The organism is Cyclobacterium lianum (assembly GCF_900143075.1).
Lineage (GTDB): Bacteria > Bacteroidota > Bacteroidia > Cytophagales > Cyclobacteriaceae > Cyclobacterium > Cyclobacterium lianum.
This window is the reverse complement of sequence record NZ_FRCY01000005.1, coordinates 58027-80819: the sequence shown is the minus strand read 5'-3', so window position 1 is coordinate 80819 and position 22793 is coordinate 58027. Positions and strand designations below refer to the sequence as shown.

General features: G+C 44.9%; 17 protein-coding genes. 6 read left to right on the top strand and 11 right to left on the bottom strand.

Annotated features, from left to right (window positions below; all coding sequences use genetic code 11):
• Window positions 1-105: 105 nt before the first annotated feature.
• Window positions 106-2541, bottom strand: coding sequence for an ABC transporter permease (locus BUB19_RS09550; RefSeq protein WP_073094322.1), 2436 nt, complete (start codon window positions 2539-2541; stop codon window positions 106-108).
• 399 nt (window positions 2542-2940) lie between these two features.
• Here BUB19_RS09550 and BUB19_RS09545 point away from each other — a divergent pair, with 399 nt between their 5' ends.
• Complete coding sequence (locus BUB19_RS09545) at window positions 2941-3885, top strand: hypothetical protein (protein ID WP_073094321.1); 945 nt, start codon at window positions 2941-2943, stop codon at window positions 3883-3885.
• Between the two features lie 8 nt (window positions 3886-3893).
• Here BUB19_RS09545 and BUB19_RS09540 read toward each other — a convergent pair whose 3' ends face one another.
• The 3 genes from BUB19_RS09540 to BUB19_RS09530 form a co-directional block, all read right to left on the bottom strand.
• Window positions 3894-5024 (bottom strand): ATP-binding protein, encoded by a 1131-nt coding sequence (locus BUB19_RS09540; protein WP_073094320.1) that lies wholly within the window; start codon window positions 5022-5024, stop codon window positions 3894-3896.
• A gap of 106 nt (window positions 5025-5130) precedes the next feature.
• Window positions 5131-5811 (bottom strand): ERCC4 domain-containing protein, encoded by a 681-nt coding sequence (locus BUB19_RS09535; RefSeq protein WP_073094319.1) that lies wholly within the window; start codon window positions 5809-5811, stop codon window positions 5131-5133.
• A 144-nt stretch (window positions 5812-5955) separates the two neighbouring features.
• Window positions 5956-6567 carry a Uma2 family endonuclease gene (locus BUB19_RS09530; protein ID WP_073094318.1) on the bottom strand — a complete coding sequence of 204 codons (612 nt, stop codon included), beginning with the start codon at window positions 6565-6567 and terminating at the stop codon, window positions 5956-5958.
• Window positions 6568-6786: 219 nt separating this feature from the next.
• Here BUB19_RS09530 and BUB19_RS09525 point away from each other — a divergent pair, with 219 nt between their 5' ends.
• Window positions 6787-7038 carry a DUF6364 family protein gene (locus tag BUB19_RS09525; RefSeq protein WP_073094317.1) on the top strand — a complete coding sequence of 84 codons (252 nt, stop codon included), beginning with the start codon at window positions 6787-6789 and terminating at the stop codon, window positions 7036-7038.
• Entirely contained in the window at window positions 7016-7447 is a 432-nt protein-coding gene (locus tag BUB19_RS09520; RefSeq protein ID WP_073094316.1) for a type II toxin-antitoxin system VapC family toxin, read from the top strand. Before BUB19_RS09525 ends, BUB19_RS09520 begins: the two co-directional genes overlap by 23 nt.
• 81 nt (window positions 7448-7528) lie before the next feature.
• Here the strand turns inward: BUB19_RS09520 and BUB19_RS09515 are convergent, their stop codons facing one another.
• Window positions 7529-9973, bottom strand: coding sequence for an ABC transporter permease (locus BUB19_RS09515; RefSeq protein ID WP_073094315.1), 2445 nt, complete (start codon window positions 9971-9973; stop codon window positions 7529-7531).
• Between the two features lie 535 nt (window positions 9974-10508).
• Between BUB19_RS09515 and BUB19_RS09505 the strand changes: the two genes are divergently transcribed.
• On the top strand, window positions 10509-10781 hold the full coding sequence (locus BUB19_RS09505; protein WP_073094313.1) for a DUF6364 family protein: 273 nt from the start codon (window positions 10509-10511) through the stop codon (window positions 10779-10781).
• Window positions 10762-11181: a type II toxin-antitoxin system VapC family toxin gene (locus tag BUB19_RS09500; protein WP_073094312.1), complete on the top strand. Its 420-nt coding sequence runs from the start codon at window positions 10762-10764 to the stop codon at window positions 11179-11181. Before BUB19_RS09505 ends, BUB19_RS09500 begins: the two co-directional genes overlap by 20 nt.
• Before the next feature lie 400 nt (window positions 11182-11581).
• Here BUB19_RS09500 and BUB19_RS09495 read toward each other — a convergent pair whose 3' ends face one another.
• Window positions 11582-13942, bottom strand: a complete 2361-nt coding sequence (locus tag BUB19_RS09495) for an ABC transporter permease (protein ID WP_073094311.1) — start codon at window positions 13940-13942, stop codon at window positions 11582-11584.
• 342 nt (window positions 13943-14284) lie between these two features.
• On the opposite strand from BUB19_RS09495, the gene BUB19_RS09490 reads away from it, so the two are divergent.
• Complete coding sequence (locus BUB19_RS09490; protein WP_073094310.1) at window positions 14285-14824, top strand: META domain-containing protein; 540 nt, start codon at window positions 14285-14287, stop codon at window positions 14822-14824.
• Window positions 14825-14983: 159 nt separating this feature from the next.
• Here the strand turns inward: BUB19_RS09490 and BUB19_RS09485 are convergent, their stop codons facing one another.
• The 5 genes from BUB19_RS09485 to BUB19_RS09465 form a co-directional block, all read right to left on the bottom strand.
• Window positions 14984-15625: a TetR/AcrR family transcriptional regulator gene (locus tag BUB19_RS09485; RefSeq protein WP_073094309.1), complete on the bottom strand. Its 642-nt coding sequence runs from the start codon at window positions 15623-15625 to the stop codon at window positions 14984-14986.
• Window positions 15626-15733: 108 nt separating this feature from the next.
• Window positions 15734-17662, bottom strand: coding sequence for a sialate O-acetylesterase (locus BUB19_RS09480; RefSeq protein WP_178371473.1), 1929 nt, complete (start codon window positions 17660-17662; stop codon window positions 15734-15736).
• 1 nt (window position 17663) lies between these two features.
• Complete coding sequence (locus BUB19_RS09475) at window positions 17664-19976, bottom strand: glycosyl hydrolase family 95 catalytic domain-containing protein (protein ID WP_073094307.1); 2313 nt, start codon at window positions 19974-19976, stop codon at window positions 17664-17666.
• Window positions 19973-21436 carry a sulfatase gene (locus BUB19_RS09470; protein WP_073094306.1) on the bottom strand — a complete coding sequence of 488 codons (1464 nt, stop codon included), beginning with the start codon at window positions 21434-21436 and terminating at the stop codon, window positions 19973-19975. The genes BUB19_RS09475 and BUB19_RS09470 overlap by 4 nt, the downstream gene beginning before the upstream one ends.
• Window positions 21433-22779, bottom strand: coding sequence for an alpha-L-fucosidase (locus tag BUB19_RS09465; protein WP_073094630.1), 1347 nt, complete (start codon window positions 22777-22779; stop codon window positions 21433-21435). Before BUB19_RS09465 ends, BUB19_RS09470 begins: the two co-directional genes overlap by 4 nt.
• Between the last annotated feature and the right edge of the window lie 14 nt (window positions 22780-22793).

Genomic DNA, 22793 nt, shown 5'->3' with positions numbered 1-22793 from the left:
TTGGTCATTGTTGTTGAGATAGAATTTCGTGGGTCCTGAGCGGCAAGGCCGGAAAATCAACCGAGGCTAATAATATCCTTAATCATTCCGGTCAAACCACTTCTCCTATTCACTACGCAAAGATTTCACTGGATTCGCTAAAGCAGCCTTAATGGCTTCCTTGCCAACGGCCAACCAGGCCACCAGAAACACCAATCCTCCTGCAACCAAATAGGTCCAAATAGAAATAGCTATCCGGTAGGCAAAGCCTTCCAGCCATTGGTTCATCAACCACCAGGAAATTGGGAAGGCAATGAAGGCTGACAAAAGCACCAACTTTATATACTCCCGGGAAAGCATGCTCACGATGGTAGATACATTCGCACCAAGCACCTTTCGGATGCCAATTTCTTTATTGCGCTGTCTTGCGGTAAACATCGCCAGCCCAAATAAGCCCAAACAGGCAATAAAAATGGTTAAGCCTGAAAATACCATCAGGATGTATCCCATCCTTCGTTCTGCCTGATAGGTTTGGCGATACCGATCGTCCAAAAATGAGTACGCAAAGGGCTCCTCCGCAGCGAGTGTATTCCATTTCAATTTAATGTCATCCAGTAAGCTTCCTGCCTCATCGGTGTTGATTCTGGCGATCACAGCTCCATCGCCGTCAGCTTTCACCATGACAAGGGGAAAGATGCGTTCATGCAGGGACCTGAAATGGAAGTCTTTCACGATGCCAATGACATGGTAATTTGTTTGCTTTCCCTCATTGTCCTGGTGGGAAAGGGTCTTGCCCAGAGCACCCTCCTCCCAATTCAGTGCCCGGGCCGCAGTCTCATTCAGAATAATGGAGCTTTGCTCAGATCCAAATACTTCCGAAAAATTTCTACCTGCCTCCAATTCCATGCCCAGGGTGGGGATGTAATCGGCATCTACATCATACCTCAGGGTCTTAATCTGCCTGCGTACATCGCCATCCGGATACAAAAAGAAATTATTATTTAACGATGGTCCGGAAGGCAGGTATCCGGAAATACTTACGTTTGCGACTCTTGAGTCCTGAAGCAACTGTTGCCGGAATGCTTCAATATTGTTTCCCAGGTATCGGGCATCCGGAAAAATCAAAACCTGATCTTTGTTGTAACCGAGGTTTTTATTTTGGATAAACTCCAGTTGTTTGTAAACCACGATTGTGCCTGTAATCAGTATAACTGATACGGCAAACTGGAAAATGACCAATCCGCTGCGCAAACTAAAGGACCTTTTGCCCTTGCTGCCTGAGACCGGGAAAAAGGATCCTTTTAATATGGAAACAGGCCTGAAAGTAGACAGGAAAAATGCCGGATATATGCCGGCAAGTATCCCTATCATCAGCCCAAATAAAAGCAGGGCGGGTACAGTCCATAGGTTGGAAAAATACTGAATGTCTATATTTTTTCCTGCAAGGCTATTAAATACGGGCAGGGATAATTTTACCAATGTCAGGGCAATTAATAGTGCGAAAAGGCTCAACAAGGTATACTCCGCCAGAAATTGTCCTATGAGTTGCTGTTTTTCTGAGCCAAGTACTTTTCGAACACCCACTTCCCTTACCCTTTTGCCGGCACTTGCTGTGGAAAGATTGATGAAATTGATGCTGGCAATCAGGATCATAAAAAGGGCAATGGCTCCGGAAATGTAGATATACCTGATATCCCCACCCGGTCGCAGTTCGCCCATCAAGTCAGAATGCAGATGAATAGAGGTGAGTGGCTGAAGGAAGATCCCGATATTGTTCCCGTCTTCCATAAATTGGTTGTAACTGATTCCCATGGCTTCCTCCAACTGCGGGCCCATGTATTTTTCGGCTACCCGGGGAAGCTTAGCTTCCAGCTTGTTGTAATCAGTGCCTGGTTGAAGCAATAGGTAGGTATAAAATTCTGAAACCATCCAGGATGGGTTTTTGGCTGGCGGGAAGCTCGCCATGGAAGCCAAAAGTTCAAAATGAAAATGGGAATTGGCCGGCATATCTGCCATGACGCCCGTAACGGTGAACAGATCCCTGTCATCCCCGATCAACAGCTCTTTTCCTATTGGGTTCTCCCCCTTAAAATAGGTTTGTGCGGTAGATGCAGAAATGACGATGGTCTGTGGGTTTTTCAAAGCCTGAGCCGGATCCCCCTGGATCAAGGGAAAGGTAAACACCTGAAAAAAATTGGCATCTGCAAAGGCAGCAGGTTTGTTTCGGAAAGTGCTGTTCTGGTAAATGACTTTGGGATTTCCCATTTTCCGGATACGGGTGGCTTGCTCTACCTCAGGATAATCTGCCTTCAGGGCAGCTGCTACCGGAGGCATGACATGCGCTTCATTCATTGTTCCCCCCTGTATGGATCCACGAAAGACTACCCGGACTATGCTGTCTGCCTTGTCATGGAAACTGTCGTAACCCAGCTCGCTGATTATTGAAAGTAGGATCAGCAGGCAGGAGGCCATCCCAATGGCCAGCCCCGATATATTGATTGCAGTGAAGGTTTTGTCCCGAAGCAGGTTTCGAAGCGCAATTTTGAAATGGTTTTTTATCATCGTCAACAACTAATGATTTTCTTTCGATTCAATTTCAACCAAACTTAGGCTCTTTTCCAAACTAACAATAGCCAGCTCATTCACGATTAACCGACAATTTCTGTTAAGATCTGGTAAAGCCTTAGCGAGAGTTACCATTACTCATATCTACTTCTATACCAGTAATAAAACATCCACAAACGGCGGCTAGGGCCTAAAGCGGCTTTATTGCGGTGTTTTTATCGTACATTGTTGTTCGCTGGCGGGCAACAAGCGCCATTTACTATTGCTGTCTTTACCGCTATACTTAAGGTGTTTTTCGAAAAGGAAAAAGCGCTAATGGTCATTTTTCACCCTACAAAGTTTGGGTTTTCAGGGATTAATTCGTTAGTTGTAGTACGTTTTATCTTAATCCTTCAAATGGAGCATTTTACAACCAAAAGGCATTTCTTTCCATTTTACATTTTACTTGTCCTGATGCTTATGCTAATGGGCGGTTTTGGTATTTATGTTATCCTGGATTTCTATGGAAAGTGGGGAACACCTGATTTTGTAGTTGGGGATTATCTTTTGTTGTTTTTAGGTGGTTTCATGCTGATGTTTGCGATTTTCTTTTTAATCATGTATTTCAGAAATGCTCCCATTATCAGGCTGCATCAGGATCGGATTGCATTTGGTAAAGAATCCTATGATTTAAAGGAGGTAGCGGCTTTGGAAATGACAGGAAAATTTCCCTTTGGCTGGGGTATTTCCCTTCCCGAAGAAGGAGCTTGCCTTACCTTCAAAGATGGTACAAAGAAATACATTTTCGACATCATGTATGCCAATGGACCGGAGTTGAAAGTGCTATTGGAAAAGAAAATTCACAACACATCTGAACCAAAAGCTGCCAGAATCCGGGATTTTAATACGCTTCGGATGGAGGACAGGAAACTTTTTAAAGGAAATCTTTTTCTCAATTTCAGGGCCTCAATTTTATGGCTTATCATCGGAATTTTCCTGTGGCATTTGGTAATAGTTCCACCAAACCACAATGACGTATTTATTTTTCTGGCTGTACTAGGCATTATTTGGTTTCCTATTCTTGCCTTCAGTACCCATTACTTTGGCTTGACAAATGAATATTTTTTCGTTCACAACCACTACTTATACTGGAAAAAACATGTTTATACGATAAGTAGCATTGCGGAGGTTGTATTTGAAAGCCCAGGGAAGGGGCCATATAGACTCAGGCTTATCACCCGGGACTACCAAACAAAAATTTATGCTGCCAGTACGCTAAAAACCAAGACCTGGTTAAAACTAAAAAAAGCATTGGAGCAAATGGGGGTTCAGGTGAGAAACGAGGCATTTCCGGAAGGTTAAACCCGCATTTAAAGTTCCGTCAAAAATTGTACATAGTTATCAGGTGTGATAACCGCTGTCTCCGTTGCTGGATAAGCATTCAGAAAGGATTTGGAGAAGTTCTTTTTCGCTTTTGGGTTCCATTTGAATTCATAAGCTTTCATTCTGGCATTTCGTTCTTCGATATAATCAATTTCTTGCTGGGCGTGGGTTCTCCAGAAATACTGGTTAAAATTTGCCTGACGATAAGCTAACAATTTGACCCGTTCGCTAATGATGTAATTTTCCCACAATTCACCAATATCCTGTCGCAAGTTTGCAGGGCTGAATTGGTTGATTACCGCATTGCGAATACCGTTGTCATAAAAGTAAAATTTGCGGCTCTTTTTTAATTCGTTGCGAAGGTTACGGCTGAGTGAACCTAACCTGAAAACAATGAATGCCTTTTCGAGAAGATGGATGTATTTTTCAGTTGTTTGGTTGTCTAACCCGGTGAGCTGGCCAAGTTCATGATAAGATACTTCGCTTCCCACCTGAAAAGCCAAAGCCTGTACCAGCTTTTCCATTTTCTCCGGTTTTTGTATGCGATCCAAGGTTAGAATATCTTTATAAAGGTAACTGTCGGTCAACTGTTTTAGCCTGATTTCCTCCTCGCCAGGATAGTTAACAATTTCTGGATAGCAACCATAAACCAAGCGGATAGTAAGCAGACGTTTCTCTTCCAGTAAGCCATGGTGGTGCCCCAATTCATCAAATGAAAAAGGAAAAAGATGGAATTCCCACTTTCGTCCTGTCAAGGGCTCATTGAGGTGCTTTGCCAATTCAAATGATGAGGAGCCGGTCGCAATCACTTTTATGTGGGGCAACTGATCTACAATTAGCTTGATTGTCAATCCAATATTGGAAACACGCTGTGCTTCATCAATCACCAGAGTACGTGTTTTACCCAGTAACGAGCGGAGAAGGCTGGACGTTGGTGACTCCAAAAGACCACGTATGTCGGCATCATCTCCGTTCCACCAAGTGATTGGAGCTGCCAAGTCTTTTGATATTTCTCTCAATAAGGTACTCTTTCCGACCTGCCTTGGACCTAGCAATATAATAGCCTTATTATCACCAAGACGCTGCGATATCTTGATAGCAATTTCTCTATTAATCATAAATATTGCGAATTAAATCGCAAATTTAATATAAAAGTTTGGAATCAATACGCGAAGTTAAGATAAAAGAGCAATTGAACTGGCTAATAAATCCCATCGCCTCTTTTTATTTTTTCAAAATTTCCATAAAGCGCTCGACCGTCTTTTTCCCCAGGCCCGGCACCTTCAGGAGTTCCTCATTCCCTGCCATAAACACCCCATAAAGATTGCCGAATTTCATCAGCAGCCTTTCTGCCCGATCAACGCCTATCCCCGGAAAGCCTTCCAGAATATGGATTCGTTGTTTAAGCAAAACCTGTCTCTTCCGTTTAAAAGGTATGGGGCGTGGGTAAAACCGCTGTTCCTCCAGCTTGTCTTTGGTAAGTTGTTTGAAGCACTGCAATATAACGGCTGCTGACTCCTGATAATTTTTGGTTCTCAATACCGGGATTCGGAAAGACAAGGAGAGGGATAGCAAAATACCTTGAATGGCCTGGGACAAAAAGTCGGTTTGCTTAAAATCCCTTTTCCTTCCCTCCAAAATCATACAGGCAGGCACTTTGCCCATAGACAGTTTTTTTACCTGTTGGAACAATCTACCGTCTTTTATGGAGGTACAAAAATCCGGAATGGTTTTCCTTTCCACCAGTAAATCGCTGTCAAGAAGATAGTCACCTGCCTCCAGACGTTGCCTATGGATAATCATGTTTCCCATTTTACAAAATACCTCTTCCAGTGCAGGCGGTTCCCTGTCATCGATGGTGATTAGTAAAGGGAAATAATAGGAAGATTTCAGTAGCCTGGACATAGAAAAATCAGCGATTCACTCCCTAATTTACAAATTAAACAGATTTCTGCAGGTGCTTGGGCCAGCGGATTTAATGCTACTTGAGATTTTTTTCTTACAATATTGGAGATTTATTGGCAAGTTCAGCATGTCAAAAGGAAAAAATCAATTGATTTCAGCAAAAAATACTTCCAAATCCAATTCAAATCCCACGATAGCCAGGGATTTTGCGGTATCCCCTGAAGTCATTAAGCGAGTTGGCTGATAGTGGCCCTGAATCAACCTGTATATCAGGAGGGTCTGTCCTTCCGGATCCATCAACCAATATTCTTTTACTCCGGCTTCTTCATAAACCTCGTACTTATTTTGGAGTTCCAGCTGTTTGTTGCCTGGTGAAAGGACTTCCACCACCAGGTCAGGGGCACCGATGCAACCCCTGTCGTCCAGCTTTTCCATATCACATACCACACAGATATCCGGCTGTACAACCGTGAAAATTTTATCGTCTTTTTTTGAATTTACCGGAAGCCGGACATCAAAGGGAGCAATATAGGCCTGGCATTTTTTACCTTTCAAAAACAGATGAAATTCCGTATAAAGGGTTCCAGCCAAACTTTGATGAATTCTCTTTGGAGCTGCAGCGGCTTTTTTGAAAACTTTTCCTTTGATCAGTTCGACCATCTCCTCCATATCCCAGGTCAGGTAATCCGCATAGGTATAGTTCCCGTAGCTCGAAACTGGTTCTTTAAGCAGAGATTTGCTGTCCTTTTTTTCCATACCTAAATATAATCAATTGAATATTAACATGAAAGATGATGCAAAATGACACGAATTATTCGTAACCCTCAACCAAGTAATCTGTTACTATCTCATTCAGGTCCCCTGATCACTCCTCCTGCCCCGAACAAGATTCAATTTTGGAACTTTAAAATCCGGAATTTCAACAGCTACACAAAAATACGTATATTTACATTTACACGTATATATCTAGTAACTATGAAAACGAAATTGACTTTAACCGTAAACAAAAGCATCATAGATGCAGCAAAAAGGAGAGCCAAAAGTCGGGGGATTTCTCTTTCCCGGATGTTTGAGGAGATTTTTGAAGAAGAGGGATCCTACGAAATAAAGACTGAGCAACAAAGGGCAGCAGAGCGATTGCTTCAACTGCTTGAAAACTCTGGCAGTATATCAACGAAAGATGATAAAATATTAATTAAATCGCATGTTAAAAGGAAGTTTGCCTAATGTATTTCTGGATACGTATGTGGCTTTTGATATTATTTCAAAAAGAGATCCCCATTTCGCAGATGCAGCTAAACTGCTTGAATTGGCAGCTAAAGATCAACTGGCACTTCAAATTGCTGAAAGTAGTGTAGCAAACCTTATTTATCTGTCATATGACATCTATAAATTACCCGAAGCGTCTCCAAGACTACTGCATTTTATGGGCGCCTGTAATATCGTTATTGCTGGTAAACCTGTTTTGATGGAAGCTTTGTCATCGCGATTCAGGGACAAAGAAGATGCACTTCAATATTATACGGCACTTCATTCCGGCGCGGATTATTTCATCACCAGAAATACCAAAGATTATATGCATGCTTCACCTTCTCTTCCTGTTTTACTTCCCAGAGATTTTTTGACCCAAATTTAGTGACATTAAATTTTTTTGACTCTCTTCACTCAGTTCGGGCTGACTCAACCCTGACCAGGTCCGCATATCGTCCTTACACAGCTACTCGGTGCGTAAGGACTCAACAGGGTTTTTAAGCGCGGCTTTCAGGGTTTGGGAGCTTACGGTAAGAACTGCGATCAGTACCGTTATCACTGCCGCCCCGGCAAATATCCTCCAGTCCATATCAATGCGGTAGGCAAAGTTTTCCAGCCAACGCTGCATACCATACCAGGCAATTGGACTGGCTATGGCAAAAGCGATCAAAATCAATTTTAACAAATCCCTGCTGAGGAGTGCCATGATACCGGTAACATTGGCACCCATTACTTTGCGAACTCCGATTTCCTTGGTACGTTGCTGTATGGATACAGCGATCATTCCAAGCAGTCCCAGACAGGAAAGCAGCATACTCAGTCCGCCAAATACCAGGCTCAGGGTCATAGCTTTGCGGTCATCTTTGTACAAGCGGTTGAATTCTTCGTCCAGGAATGTAAATGTGAAAGGATGCTCAGGCGTAAATTCCTTCCAAACTTTTTTGGCATGGTCAAGGGCCTGAGGTGCAGCACCTGCATTAATCTCCACCAAATAGGAGGAGGCTCCATATGGATCAAGAGAAAACACCATGGGATCGATTTTTTCATGAAGGCTTTTGTGGTGATAGTCTTTGACCACCCCTATTATTCTTCCGGTTTCTTCCGACCCTGTTCGATATGACATGGTAGTAAATGAGGTACCTACCACAGGTTCCCGAAGCCCAAATTTTTTGATGGCTGTTTCATTAACAATGAGATTGTTCATGTCTGCGGTATTTCCCGCTTCAAACCAGCGACCCGAAATCAGGGTCAGCCTGGCCAAGGCGGCATAATCTTCATCCGCCCAGACCATGACCACATCAGTTGGTTCTCGTTGTTTTGGATACCCGGACCAGGAAATCTCAACAGGCTGTTTCCTTTTGTCATCCAGGATGGACGTTCCATTGACCTGGGAAACAGTCCGGATGGCACCATTTGCCAGTAATCTGGCTTTAATACTATTGACCCGACTCCTGTGGCGTTCCTTTGCCTCAAGGTCACCAAACCCGAACCCTAAGGGCAAGGGTACATGAAGTCTGAATACCTGTTCCTTTTGGTAATGATCAGTTTGCTGTTGTATGAAGGTAAATTGATGATGGACAGTAACGAATCCTATGAACATCACAAGAGTAAATACAAGTTGGCCGGTTACCAGTCCCTTTCGGAAATGCTGCCGGCTGATCCCTGTCAAAAACTGGTTTTTTAACAAGCCTATGGGTTTCAATTTAGCCAGGACCATTGCCGGATAGAGGCCGGTCATGATAAAAACCAACGCAACTACTCCGAAAATCAACAACAATACATGATGGTCCATCAGGCTGAGCACAAGATTTCTTTCTACAAATGCATTGAATTCAGGAAGCAACAAGAAAACCAGTAATAAGGTGAGCCATGTAGCCATGCTGATAGAGAGAAAGGTTTCCACCATCGCCTGAATAAATAAGTGATGTTTAGAGGCACCCACTGTTTTCCGGATCCCGATTTCCTTTATCCGGCTACCAATCCGGGCAATGGACAGGTTGACAAAATTGACACTGCCTACCGCAAGCAGTAGAACAGCAAGAATTGAAAAGACCCAAAGATTGAGGGTGTTTCCATGCGGAATGATCTGATCCAGAAGGCCTGTCTCAAAATGTAAATCTTTCAATGCGACCAATTTCGTACGCCTTGGCGAATCTGCCATCCATGGAGGCCTGTTGTCAGCTATGATTTTTGATATTTTTTTCTCTGCTTCCGCAAGGGACGCTCCATGGTGTAATTTTACAAACAAAAGTTGTGTGTAGATGCCCCACGATGCAGTGTTTACAAGACCCTCTTTTTTTTCCTTGTAAATGGAATTGGATACCAGGACATCCTGCTGGAAAGAAGAATTTGCCGGGATATCCTCGATAATTGCAGCAATGGAATAGGGAATGGAATCGATATAGAGGGTCTGCTGTAATGGGGGCAGGTCTCCAAAATATTGGGCGGATTTGGACCGGGTGAGGATAACCGTACGGGGATGATTGAAAAAGTAATCCAGGCTTCCCTGGTAAACCTTATAGTCAAACATGTCTATCCAGTCCTTGCCCACGATCAGCCCATTCGATTCTTTGAATGATAGGCCATTAATTTCTACAACTTTTCTGCTCAGGCCGGTGCCTGCCGTTGTTATTTGTTCTATCTCAGGGATAGCTTGCTGAATGGCCTCGGAAATTGGGTAAGACGAAAAACCATTAAATGGGTATTCCGACTTGATGGTGTCAATATCTGCCCGCAAATATATACGGTCTGCCTCCGGATGATAGGTGTCAAAGCGTAGCTCATTTTGGCTCCAGAGAAGAATAAGTACAGCAGCGGCCATGGCTACAGCTAGCCCGCCTATATGAATGAGGGCACTAATTTTGGTTTGCCAGAGGTAGCGAAAGGCGATTTTCAAGTAATTTTTTAACATGCTAATAGTAAATATGATTGAAGACTAACTCAGGCATAAATTTTCAGCTGCACCCATTTCTCCACAAATCCAACATGATTAAATCTGGCTTCTCGCAACACCCTGTTACAGGTCTTTTCCTTTACCTTGGATTGGCCAAAATTCCTTATTTCTGCCTTTTTGCATTCGAAATCAGTTAAAAATAGGAAAAAAGGAATAGCCTTTTTTTCTAAGGGAGTTTTTTCAGCCGGGATTTATCGGATTCCATTACTATTTATTCCACTTCTATGCCATTGATAATCCAGCTGAAAGTGCATAAAAGCCCCATTCAATGATCCTTTGATTTCCCAAACGGACAAAAGTGTCCGTAGACGGGCAAATTGGCGGAAAAATATCAGGTTTTTCATTTCGAGCAGTCCCCTTCACATAACCGAGGAGGATGGTTGGTGCCAAACTAAAATTAAAGAAACCAAAGCACTTTCTAAGCAATCCAATAAACTTATTGACTTTTTTATACGTATTTATTAACATTATACGCATAATAGGTATTTGTATTATGAAGAATCGACTAAACCTCACTGTAAACAATGATCTGATCCAAAAAATGAAAAAATATGCAGATCTCAAGCAAACCAGTCTATCCCAAATAGTGGAAGCGCACTTTGAAGAATTATTGAATCGGCCAACCATACTTCACGAAGATAAGTCCTTGTTGGAGTATGTGAAAACCCTGCCTAAATCCAAGGTGGATTATCCCAAGGATTTTGATTTTAATGAGGAATACTACAAAGCAAAAAACAAAGAAAGCAATGAGCAAAATCCTGTTTGATGCCAATGTTCTTTTGGATTTTTTTCTTGAGCGAAATTTGCAGCCTGAAACGATAGAAAAGATATTTATGCTGATTGACAATAAAAAGGTTGAGGGCTATGTAACCGTAACCATACTTCAAATTTGTGCTTATTATTTAACGAAGGCAAAAGGGGTAGCAGTAGCAAAAGAGATTTTGGAGATGGTTATTTTGAAATTTCAGCTTTTGGATGGCAATAAAAAAAATGTTCTGAATGCCCTGAAATCAGAACAGCAGGATATTGAAGATGCCATTCACTATTTTATTGCGCTTGAGAACGAAGTCAATGCGATCGTTACTCTGGATCAAGGTTTTATTAAATTGTCCTCTCCCTATTTACCCATTTACAGTCCTGCTGACCTATTGAGCAATATTGGTTAGGAAGTGCTTTGTCTTTATTTTGCTTTCTGACCCGATTTTTTGACCAGGAATAAAAAAAGCCTTCATTCCCACAAGCCTCCTGCGCATCCCCTGAGAAAATTCAGGACCGGCCACTGACTACCTTCAGGACAGGTTCGGTTTTTTGTCGGGCCAGTGCGCTTTGCATATTTAAAATATAGTTCTTCTATTTTTCAAATTTTTCCCAGGTAATACCTTTTAGAAATCAGTTTTAAATCCGTCATTGGTAAATTGGCCAATCCCCTTTTTCAATAGCCATTCCCGTTGTGGTTCATTTGTTTGGTTTGATTATCTTAAGGTCACCATATGATTTATCAGCTGAACGGAAACTCATGTGATCACTGATCAATTTTTCCTGATCATAAATTATCATAACATCCAATTACTCGCTCTTCAGCGTCTCAGCGGGATTGACCAGCCCTGCTTTGATCGCCTGGGTGCTTACCGTCAATAAAGCAATCAAAAGCGTCAAGCCACCGGTCCATACAAACAAGGACCAGTCAATCGTAGTCCTGTAAGCAAATGTCTCCAGCCAATCACTCATAAAATACCAGGTTAGCGGGATGCCTATGATCACGGAGATCAGCACCAGTTTGGTGAATTCAGAAGTGAGCAAGGCCACCACGCTGCCAATTGATGCACCCAATACTTTCCTGACAGAGATTTCCTTTTTTCGCCGTTCTGCTATATAGGTCGCCAATCCAAAAAGCCCCATACAGGATATTATCCCGGCCAGGCCTGTAAACAGTGCTGTCAGCCTGGCGGTACGTTCCTGGGATATGAATTTGCGGGCATGCTCCTGATCTACAAACCGGTATTCAAAAGGTGAATCGGGATTGAATTTATTGAATACGGTCTCTACACTGGCGAGAGCACTCAAATAATCGGCTGCCTCTGCAAACCGGATATGGATGAAATTCAGGTCGCGCTTCGGCCCCATTACCATGATCGGAGACACCTCATCAAAGGGAGATTCCACAATAAAATCCTTTACTACGCCCACAATGGTAAAGGAATAGGCATCATCGCGGACCACCTGACCAATGGGGTCCTCAAAGCCCATCACCTCAACCGCTTTTTCATTGACGATAGCTGAGAGGCTATCACTGGCATGGGAATAAATATCAATATCCCTTCCAGCGATCAATTCCATTCCGGCTGTTTTAACCAGGTTTGCGTCTGCTCCCATCCGACTGATATTGGGCTTGTATTCCGGATCCTTGCCTTGCCACTCCATACCATCGGTGTCGCTGTAAATATTGGTTAGGGGAGAAAAGGTGTAGCTGACTTCCGCTACTTCCGGCAGGGCCAGCAATTCAAGACGAAATACCGCCTTGTTTTTTCTAATGCTTTGCGTTACCGGATGAAAAATCAGGTTCTCTTTTTCCAGCCCCAAATCCCTGTTTTGGACAAAAATCATCTGGTCCTGCACAATCCACACACAGGATATCAGCGTGACCACAACAGCAAACTGGAAAACTACCAAAACCTCACGAGGCCTCCATCCAAATTTACTTTTTGTTCGCATTTGGGATTTAAACACTGCTGCGGGATGGTAAGCACTTAACAAAAATGCGGGATAGCTACCTGCCAGTATCCCTGTTACAAAAATATAAACGGCAGAAATCCCCCAAAAGTAGGGTTGGATAAATGGGTTGGGCAATTGCTGGCCCACCAAATCCTTAAACCAGGGAAAAGAAAGGGATACCATAGTAATGGCCAGCAAATAGGCAGTGAATGCAATGAATAAAGATTCGGCAAGGAACTGGCCAATCAACATGCCTTTGCCTGCACCGGAGATCTTCCGGATCCCCACTTCTTTGGACCGTTGGTCACTTTGGGCAGTGCTCAGATTCACAAAGTTAATGGCAGCAAGAACCAATACGATGACGGAAACAATGCCAAACATCCGAATTATTTCGAATTTTCCCCCTACAGACTTTCCATTTTCGAATTTGGAATAAAGGTGAAGATCACGAATTGGAAAAAGAAAATCGGAAATGTCTTCCAGATCGGAGTTGTTGGCAGTGAAGTCAGCAAACTTCCTGTTAAATGAAACTGGATCAGCATGTTCATTTAACAAGGCAAAGGTGCGGTAGGAATTATTGCCCCAAAAATCATCCGCCCAGCCCATGGCTTCCAGTTTCCTGAAGGGCAAAAAGGCGGTAAATGGAAAATCAGTGTTTTCGGGTAAATCCCTGATTACTGCTTTGACTTCGAAATCCAGTTGTTTGGCTACGGTGACCCTTTGGCCCATGGCATTATTTTCCCCAAAGAGCTTTCTGGCCACCGAGGCGGTCAATACAATATTTCCAGGTTCTGTCAAAGCGGCAACCGGATCGCCTTCCAGGGCTTCGAAACTAAATATTTCAAAAAATCCGGGATCGGTAAAAGTGGCCTCTTCGTAAAAATTATTTTCACCCACGGTTAAGAGTTGCTGGTCCCATTCGGTGATCCTGGCCACCTCTTCCACCTCGGGAAATTGCGCTTTCATGGCTGGGGCATAAGGAGCCGGAGTATAATCCCAGGTAAATACCTCCCCCTGCATGGAGGTATTTCTCCAGACCGCATAGATATTGTCTGCATTTTGGTGAAAGCGGTCAACGGAAAATTCAAACTGTACCCATATCAGTATAAGGATAGAAGCGGCCATGCCGATCCCCAGTCCGGCAATGTTTATAAAAGCGTATCCCTTGCTCCTGCTGATGTTTCTCCAGGCGATTTTAATATAATTTTTCCACATGATGCCCAATGTTAATGCTTTAGTCCCCAGAATGAAACTCCATTTCAGATCAATTTACCGTTTTATTTCAGAGCTTACTTGTTCCACTACTATGCCAGTCCAAAACCCCGCATTTGTTCTGAAAATGAAATGTTGATATTCATTCACGAAAGTAATTCGAACAAAAATGTGCGCATGCGGACAAGAATTCCTGACTAAGTACCCATCCAATCCCCTTATTTTTCAATTGCTGAATGCAACCAAAGGGAAATGGCTAGGGCATTATTTTGTTACATTTGTCTTTCGTTTCCTGGGACGAGATCACATCATTTTTCGTATAGGTATTGTTAAACAATTCTTCTTATGAATAACAAGACAGCCTTGGTTACTTTAACATTTTTGATACTATCGGGTGCTTGTATCGAAGGTGAGAATGCTGGGTGTCCTGTTCCTTATTACATCCAACCCGGAAACCACGAAATATATAACACCTGGGCTTTTGTGGGCTTTAGACACAAAACCTTACGATGGATTGACTATCCGCCCTGTGAATTGTATATAAATGATGAAGGAAAGGTTACACCAGGCAGAATAAGGATCACTTTTACAGAGGAAGCTTCCAGGAATGAAGAATTGCCGGACTATCAAATTTTTTCCGGTGCCGGTCCTGTTAATGGCTTTTCCGGGGATTTCCAACTTTCCGGTAATACAATCCAAAGTGGAGGCAGAATCGTTACTACTTTCATTGCATCAATTCATGCCAACGTAAATGACTACGAGTCTAAACTTTACGGTGCACTGATGCAAATGACGCATTTTAATATTGACAAGAATCAATTACTCATCACCTTTGGAGAAGGAGAAAAGGAGATGTTGTGGGTACTTTCAGGTGGCCAGCATTGACCAAATACCTAATGTATTTTACTGACCTGGAGAATAAATCTTTCCTGTCAGCACTGAATGATAATCCATTATCCACTTCTTTGCGTGAGAACAATCATTTTTTCGCGGTTCAATCATTCAATTGAGTATATGGCAGGCTTTTATGGTCAATACTGTACACTACACCCCTGAACCCTCCACCAGTGCCTGGTAGGAAAGGTGTCCCCTCTCCGTCATGTAGGGTCTTAGCAATTGCCAGATATGTTTGGACATGTTACTTTTCTGTTTTTTCGAGCTTGAATCGGAAGTCAGTTCTTCATGAGACAGCCAAAACGTGATGATAATCCGGATCGACAATAGCAGTTGCCTGATGTTTTCTTCTGTCTCTTGTACGAAAAATCCGTCGGTAATGGCCTGTTTGAGCATATCGGCCATCTGTTCTTTTCGGATCTGTATCGTATGTTTTAAAAGGCGGTTGATTTGCGGGTAGGCCCGGGAAATTTCCAGAACGTCGAGGTTAAAAAACCTAAACTTGTATTGAAAGGCTTCCAGATGTAATAACAGCCGGTGAAGTTGCTCAAAACTCCCGCCAACGGTATCGGTAGCCCTGTAAGAGTCAGACATTTCTGCCCGCATCTGTTCGTATATGGCCAGGAGCAAGGCTTCTTTATTCCTGAAATGATAATCCAGATTACCATTGCTGATGCCCATTTCTTTGGCAATATGCCGGCTGGTAATGCTTTGAACCCCATCTTTGTTGAAAAGGTCTACGGCAGTATCTATAATGCGCTGCTTGGTACTTATTTTATTACTTTTTTTCATTTTCACTACCTGAAAGTGCCTCCGGCAAATTATCCGTTTATTGTTACAAAAGTAAAGAAAGCCTTGCATTAACCCGAGATTCCTTTTTTGATTCTCAGCCGCAGGACCCTACCGGTTGATGTAAAGATACCTGATCCTGCAGGCAGTCCCGCTACTCTGTATGTTTTTTTCCGCCGTAGTTCGAAGCTCCAGCACATGCTCTCCCTTCGACAATCCGGCTGCCAGCGTGTAGTACCAGGGAAGATGCAATTGCGTGCTCCAACGCGTAAACAGATCCAGTTTTTGCCAACCCTTATTGTCAATGCGGTATTCGATAATGCCCACATCAGGTCCGGCTGCAACCGCTATGCCAACCGCATTTCCGGAAAAGTCAAATACCAGTGCAGCACCCGCTTTGCTGGCAACAAGCATGGGAACATTTACGTAATTGGGACGTGTGGCAGCACCATCCTCAGGTTTCCAATTGGTGACGAGCTGCCAGTCAGGTCCCGCCTTTGCCATCTTCGGGTCTATCAATACGCCATTGTCGTAATTTGCCGGGTCAATTGGTTCAGGCAAATCGTAAAGCTGGATTTTTTCATTTTCATCCACGGCTGAAGACCAGGCATTTCCCAGAAAAACTTTCATGGATTGGAAATAAACGCCCTGTCCGAAGGGAGAGGGATGGAGATCTTTGAAGTCCGCTTCCCAGGAAAACTCACCCGCATCTATGCGTTCAGTGACTTCTTTTGCCAGATTTATTGTTCCCAGCTCATAATGTGCAGCTACTTTTTCGTGATTTTTGATTACATCAGGCAGCTGTCCGGATCGGTATTGATCCACCTTGCCCGGATCTGCAAAATGCATCAGGATGATATCTGAGGCCGGATGATGTTGCCGCATGTGCCGGACTATTCCTTCCATGGCCCGTATTTGTTCTCCGCTGCTTCTGCCGTTTGCTGCATCATTTACAGCAGCCTCTACAAAAAGCAAATCCACAGCGCCCCCGCCGGTGACATCCCGTTCCAGTCTAAACGCAGCCGGAGTGGATCCCATGGAGGGTATTCCCGCGGCAATGAATTCAAATTCCGTATGCGGAAAACGTTGTTGGAGGTAGCTGGAAATGCTGTCGCGCCAGCCACCATTGTAGGTGATGGATCCGCCCAGGAATGCCACTCGCGCCTTTTTCTCCCGCTGAAACCTGATCAGGCTATTTCTAATACCCTTCCGTTGCTGATGGTAGTTTTCAGCACTGACTGAGACTGACGCATAGGCACCAAAAATTCGTTTTCCATGGGCCACCAATCCTTCCGGGGTAAGGTGCGTTGCGTCGGCTTTCGGCAGTCCCTTCATACTGGTAAATGCGATGGTAGAATCCTCAGCCGCTAGTTTCTTTTGTGCAGCTACCACCTCCGGACGTTCTCTGACAAATGGGTGCTGCTCATCTACGCCCAAAATGATTTTTAGATTGGGTTCATTGACTTGGTTTTGGCGTAAGTCCTGAATCATTTTATTCAGGTTGGTTTGATATTCGCGGGCCGAATCTTCCTCGGCAGCGTCTGTTTCACCCTGTATCCAGATAAATCCACGCAGGGTTACCTGATAGCCATCTTGTTCAAGTCGTTTTATGGCTGACTTCAGATCCTCGGTCATTCGATCGTAGATACCTCCTTCGCCAGGTGCTTTCCAGTCCCGGGCAAGGCCGGTTGCTCCCTTGGTATATTTGAATATGGCCGGATTGTAGCCTGCTTTTTTGAGTTCCCGGGCAAAACTCACCTCCGGCCCGAAATGGCCTTTGGGAAACCTCCCGTCCTGAGGCTGCATAGAGACCCATGCACCTTTGGAGCTTTCGTTATCCACAAAGGTCCAGTTTAGGAGAATAGCATCATCCAGTTCTTTCCCTTCCTGTGGGTAATTTGCCGCATCCCCCATCCATCCCTGTGCATTCGACTGGCCGGCCCAGATAAAGAGATCCAATTCCTTTTGGGCTGCCACAGGCATTGAGAGCAAGCTCAATGAAAGTATTAAAATTCCGGGAAAATTGGCGATATATTTCATTTTAATCCGCCTCATTTTGACGCGTGAGCGTCACTTGTTCTGCCTCATTGAGCTGGATTTGAATGATCGAACCGTCCAGTTGGTATGCTTTGCCGGCTGTAAATGCAGCTTTTTCAAATGGGTTTTCCATCCGCAAGGTTCCACCCTTTTCTGCGGTGATTTCTACCCGGTCGACATTTCCATTTACCCAGGTCGCGGATACCAGGAATGCACCCTGGGTGCGCAAGCTGCTAAAGGAAATGTCCTGCCAGTCTGCCGGAATAGCCGGAAACAACCGAACCAGCCCGGTATGGCTTTGGATCAGCATTTCCTGAATTCCTGCCGCAAAAGCGAAGTTACCTTCCAAAGTAAACGGACGATAGGTGAAGTTGGACTTGCCGGTTCCCGACTGGTCGCCATTTACATGAAAGCTATTGGGCAACACAAAGGAGGAAGCAAAATCCTGCAATGCTTTGGCGGCTCCCTCACCATCTCCGGCTCTAGCTTTGAGGTTACCCAGCCAGGCAAAAGAATAACCGGTCCATCCAGAGGATCCCAGTTCATCTAAATGGGAAATTGTGTTTTCTATGATTTCTTTGTCGGCATCCCCATCCCGGATGTCAATAAGTCCCAAGGGGTGTATCGCCATGATTTGCGAAAAATGACGGTGAGATTCCCGCAGGGGCTCGCCGGGAGCGACCATAAGTCCTGTTTCGTCAATGGCATATTCCGGCCATTCGTTCAGGGTATTTGCCCATTCTTCCGCCTCCTTTGTAAGGTCTAGCTCTTTTGCCAGTTCGGCTGCTGCGGTAAATGTCCAGCGCACCAGTGCCAGATCATAATTGCTCATTTGATCAAACCAGGCCCGGGCCTCATTATTGTGAATTTCAGGGCTGGAAGAAAGGGGTAGTTTTCTGTTTCCGTTTGCATCCATTATGGAAATTTCATCCAGAAAGATGGCTACTTCCCGGATCCAGGGATAGGCCTCATTTTCCAGAAATTCCCGATCCATAGAATACCTCCAATGCAGGTAAAAATGATGCCCCAGCCATGCGCTTACAGTAGGACCGAAGGCATATTGTATCCAGCCTCCCATAGGATCTCCCTCCAGGGTGGTGACTCCCGGAACGTTCAATCCTTCAGTTTCAAAATATGCGCTGGTATATTTTTTAAAAGTAGGTTTGTGTTGATTGAGCCAGTCAATAAAGCCTTGTTCCAGTGCCAGGTGGTTTCCGGTATAAGTAGGCCAATAGCTCAATTGGGTGTTGAGGTCGTGGTGGAAATCACCCTTCCAGGGGGGTAATTTTCCGTTGTCTGCCGTCCAGACACTTTGCAGGGAGATGGGAGGGGCACCTTGTCTGGCAGCGGCTCCAAGCTTATACATTTCCATGTAATACTGATTCTGCAAAAGGCTGTCGGGCAGTAGGATGGCGGATTGGCTCCAAAAATCCTCCCACCAGTTCAAATGGCTGTTCTGGTAATTTTCCATTCCCTTTTCAAGTGCGGTTGTTGTAACCTGGGTTGCTTTGGCATTATCTTCCCGGCCATTCTTAGCAGAGCTGATGCTCCAGGATCCCTGCAGTTGATTGGCTGTCTCTGTCCACCTCGTATTTACCTCAAACCGGAAGCCATCCCAACCTTCCTGCTCGTAGGTCATGTTATTGTCACCCCGGGAGAGTGCTCCGGCCGGGTAGCCCAGTCTTCGCAGGTCCTGACCAGTAACAGGGTTGTCTACTCCTGCATCGCTCCCTCCAACATAGGGAGGAGGTACGATTGTGGGTGAAATAGGCGTTTTCAGGTTTTCAAATTGGTACCAGCCAACAGGCTCTGTAGCATGGACAAAAGTCCGCAATATTACTCCGCTTTTCCATTTGACCGTGCAAATGGCTTTCTTTAAATCCAATTTTACTTTTTCCACTTCACCCAGGGCAGCAATATCAAATTCAAGAGCAGCACCGGGAATTTTGGAGGGTCCGGCAAGGGTGTCATAGGGGAGGTCAAATTGTCTTTGTACCTCTCCATACTCATTGGAGTTCCATCGGTTTACTACCCAGTCAAAGTCGTATTTTTCAAAGTTAAGGTTCTCCATGCTGCGCAGATCCCAAAGATCTGCGCGATCCAGAGAGAGCCTCAGTTTTCCATCCTTTTGCCAGACAAGTGCGCCAAGCATGGCATTGCCGAGAGGAATACCTTCATCCCAGGTAAGGGCAAGGTCCGGAAAACTGCGTGCCATGTAGTATGGGACCGGTTCCTGCTGTTCTTTAAGGCTGCAGGCAGCTGTGGCTATTATGCCAAAAAGGGCAAGACAATAGTTTTTGCAATCTTTCATCATCATTTCACTTCGGGTTGATAGGAGGGATTAGGGAATGGTAATTTGACCTGCATATCCTTTATCCATTGGTTTAGTTTTTTAGACAATCTCCCTGCTGTTTTGGGTAAAGCGTCACTTATATCTGAGTTTTCCTCTCTGTCTTTGAGCAGGTCATACAATTCACTTTTTTTAGATTCAAAAAAATAAATGAGCTTGTAATTCCCTTCCCTGACAGAAGCAGAAGGGCGGCCGCCAAGCCCGCCACTGTAATGGGGATAGTACCAAAACAAAGGTCGCCTTTTCATGTTTTTGCCGCCTATCAAGGGCATTAGACTGTGCCCGTCCCGGTGCTGTTTGTGGAGTAGGGGCAAACCCGCCATTTCAAGCAAGGTTGGGTATAGGTCAGTTCCCGTTACCGGTACATCGCAACTGCTCCCTTCAGGTATCGTTCCGGGCAGGTGGAATATGAGTGGTACCCGGATTCCACCTTCATACAGGTACCCTTTACCGGTCCGCAGGGGTGCATTCGAGGTAGGTATTTGTTCCGCTATGTTGCTACTGGCCATGCCTCCGTTATCTGAAGTAAAGACGAGAAGGGTGTTTTTGTCCTGACCGCTTTTGGCAAGAGCCTGAAGCAGACGGCCGATATTTTCGTCCAGACTCTCCACCATGGCCGCGTAGTCGGGATTGTCTTGGTGGTTTTTATAATAGGTTCCGTTTTGCCGGACAAATGCCGGTTCATCATATTCCATACTGCGGCGTTTTTCCTCATATTTTTTTACTTTCTCCGCTTTCCCCTGAAGTGGTAAATGTACCGTGTAGAAGAAAAGGAAAGCAAAGAAGGGTGCATCCCGCTTTTCGGAAATGAAGCTTATGGTTTCGGTTGTCAGCCGGTCGGTGAGGTATTCTCCTTCGAGACCGTCCGGTAGTTGAGGATTGTTATAGGGAGAAAAATAACCTCCTGCCGGATGACCGGTATGGTTGCCCCCTACATTTACCTCAAAGCCGTGGTTTTCCGGATAATGTATCTCGCTTTCCCCAAGGTGCCATTTTCCTGCAAAAAAGGTAGCATAGCCTTCCGACCTGAAAGCTTCTGCCATAGTGGTTTCCTTTGGATCCAGAAAAAGCTTGAAAGGGTGGGAAGCCAGTTTCTGATGCGGATGAGGTCCATGGTGGCGATTGCCGGGTATATAATCTGTCAGATTCAACCTGGCAGGATATTTTCCTGTCATGATGGCCGCTCTGGAGGGCGAACAAATCGGGCTGGCCGCATAGGCATTGGTAAAGACCATTCCCTCCGAGGCAAGTTGATCGATGTGGGGTGTTCCATAAAAGCGGCTGCCGGTAAACCCCAGGTCCTGATAGCCCAGGTCGTCTACCAGGATAAACAGGATGTTTGGGGGTTTTTCCTCCATGCCCTGTGCCTGAATCAGAAAGGGCAACAGGAAGAAGGAAATGAAAAACTGAGCAAAGTTTCGTTTCATTTTAGCGGTTTGTAAACGGACAGGTTTTTTAGCTGAGGTTCACCGACTGCAGAAAGGGCTACAAAGCGAATTTTTCTGGTATGTACCGGATCGATTTTCACGATATGTTTGTGGCCTATAGCAATACCCTTGTAAATGCTGGTCCACTTTCCGTTGATTTCGGCCTCCAGCTCGAATTCCCGGATCCTTTCTCCTTTGGAGATGTCCTCTTGAATGACAATCTGATCGATATTTTGTAACTCATTCAAAACCAGAGGAATGGTGTTTCCTGTTCCCGAAACGCTGGCAAGAGGATCAGAAAATCTCCTCGAGATCTCCTCTCCAAATGCTTTTAGTCTTTTCACATCCGGTTCAGGCAGCCGTCCCTCCGGATTGGGTGTCACGCCGAGAATCAATGTGGTATTGTGTCCGACGGATCTGTAATACATGTCGATCAGATTTTCCAGCGGATAGAGCGTATGGGCGCGATCCGGTTCCCAAAACCAGTCGTGTCCCCCATGCCCTCTGAGCGGCGCATCGCTCATGGCGGGCATGTAATAGCTACCGTTTGGATCACCGGTCTTCAGGAGTTGGAAATTATTTGCACCGATCTCCTTGCGGGCACTTTCTCCGGCACCTATTGCCGGATAGGAAAATGTACCCCAACTTGGATAAGGTACGGTTCCTGTCTCACTGCCGCCCCAGCGTATGTCTGCGCGCTGCAGGTTATGGTAGAAAATGGCATTTGGCTGGTATTTTTCAAATACTGACAGCACGTCCGGACCTCCCTGTTCGGGACCATGTGCTCCTCCGTCAAACCAGACCATTGCCCAGTCGCCGTAATTGGTGAAAATTTCGGTGAGGATTTCTTCGATCATCCTGTTATAGTGCTGCTGCCGGTTACGGGCAAATTCATTTTCTCCCTGGACTTTAAAGTCGTATACGCCGTAAAAGGCATTCCAGCGGGTTCCGATATATACTGCCGGAAGGATGTCGTGTTTTTCGCATGCTTCCTTGAAATCGCGGAGAATGTCCCCCTTTCCACCCTGCCATTCCAGAGCTTTCATGGAGTAGGGAGTGGCCTTGCTTTGGTGAAAAAAGAAACCTGTTTCGTGACTGACGGTAAATATGGCAATTTTAAAACCGGCAGCTTTTAACGAACTGATCCACTGATCCATATCGTATTGCTGCGGATTGAATGTGTTGTAATCAGAGACCGGGGTAATTCGGGCCTGGGACTGGATATAGAACTCTCCGTCAAATACGTGCAGGTCCCAGCATACCAACGCCGCCAGTTCTGCCTGCTGCCACTGCAATTGAGCGGCTGTGGGGAGGGGTATTTCCTGCCGGGCTGCAGTATTCATACAGGGGGCGATAA